The sequence below is a fragment of the Psychrobacter piscatorii genome, from assembly GCF_904846415.1.
GTDB lineage: Bacteria > Pseudomonadota > Gammaproteobacteria > Pseudomonadales > Moraxellaceae > Psychrobacter > Psychrobacter piscatorii.
This window is the reverse complement of the sequence record NZ_CAJHAR010000079.1, coordinates 1-1,300: the sequence shown is the minus strand read 5'-3', so window position 1 is coordinate 1,300 and position 1,300 is coordinate 1. Positions and strand designations below refer to the sequence as shown.

Sequence of the window (1,300 nt, the reverse complement as noted above, 5' to 3'; positions counted from 1 at the left end):
CTGGTCATTGATTTGCTTTAGCATCTTGATAGTGTTTATATCGTAACTGCCTTCAAAATACTGATCCAAAAGCTCGTTAAAAACACATTTTCTATTAGGGGATGCTAAGGTAAATAACGTTAGCGAAGATTGCAGCTTCAGATTGTCCGGTGAACCAAAGATATCTAAAGCACTTTTATCAGGATGCAATAGTAATAATTCAGCACACTCTATTAACCGCACTCCAAGCACCTTATGCTGTAAATACGCTTTCGCTTGCTCCAAACTGTTTATTGCAAATCGTCGAGCTCTTACACTATGCCCTAACCCTTTCACTTGTGGAAAAATAAACCACATCCAATGCGTGCGCTTATGACCTTCGGTTAGCTCTTCAATCACTTGTAAATAGATAGCATCTTGAGCTTGGATAAAATCATCAAACAAATTTTTATCTGTCGTTGTCATTTTCTGCACTCCTTGCGATTCAATTAATGAGCGTTTGCCTATTTGCCACGCTAGCCTGCTACATATATCGCCCCCATCCAGCAATGGTCAGGTTTATCAATCATCCTATTACCATAAAACATTTCTGAATCATCGACAGTTCGACTTTCAACAGCAGTTGTGATACTAAAGAACTCATCAAGAGATAGTTTATGATCGCTTTCAATATCAAGCATCGTATACTGGATACTAAGACCTTCAGGAATTTGATTGAGCAGATGATTAACTGTACTCTTTATTTGTTCTGAATCTGGTATGCCCGTTACCCTAGCTTGCATAAATTTAGCAATCTTTTCAGACCCGCAGGATCTTTTGATATCATTAACATCTATACCAACCTTATCCCGGTCAGATAGTACTGATTCAAATACGGTTATTACCTGCCCGACTTCATCCGCTTTGCAACTAATGATTCCGTCTATTACTTCGAATCTATCAATATGCTTATCTGAGGTTTGTAGCGCAAACAATGTGCAACCGACTTGCTGTTGTAGATTTAGCAGTGACTGCTCATCCCAGCCATCTTCGATAACGATAAACCCAACCTCAGACAAGCGATAATGATCTACTTGCGGCGTATATAAAGTAGCTAAAGGTATGGGCTCTATCTGAAGCTCATCATTATATTCTTTTCTAATGTTGTTCTTTATAGTCTGCTTATCTTCAAAAATACTATTTGCTGTCATACTCGGCTCCTTTTTAAAGTGAAATCGTTAATTACTGTTATAAAGCTGCATACCACTTTCTAGGCGCTCAAGAATAACTGCCTTTAGCTCTAATGGTTCAATGACAACGGACAATTGCGACATACTCACCA

At 38.5% G+C, this 1,300-nt stretch carries 2 protein-coding genes; both read right to left on the bottom strand.

Features of this window, described 5'->3' with window-relative positions:
* Window positions 1-444: DUF1810 domain-containing protein (locus JMX83_RS14890; RefSeq protein ID WP_201603363.1), on the bottom strand; the 444-nt coding region annotated here is incomplete at its 3' end.
* Window positions 445-494: 50 nt separating this feature from the next.
* Entirely contained in the window at window positions 495-1,169 is a 675-nt protein-coding gene (locus JMX83_RS14885) for a hypothetical protein (protein ID WP_201603360.1), read from the bottom strand.
* Window positions 1,170-1,300 lie beyond the last annotated feature (131 nt).

Bases quoted from the DNA above. Each gene is read 5' to 3' on its own strand.
- JMX83_RS14885 (WP_201603360.1), bottom strand. From the start codon at position 1,169: ATGACAGCAAATAGTATTTTTGAAGATAAGCAGACTATAAAGAACAAC.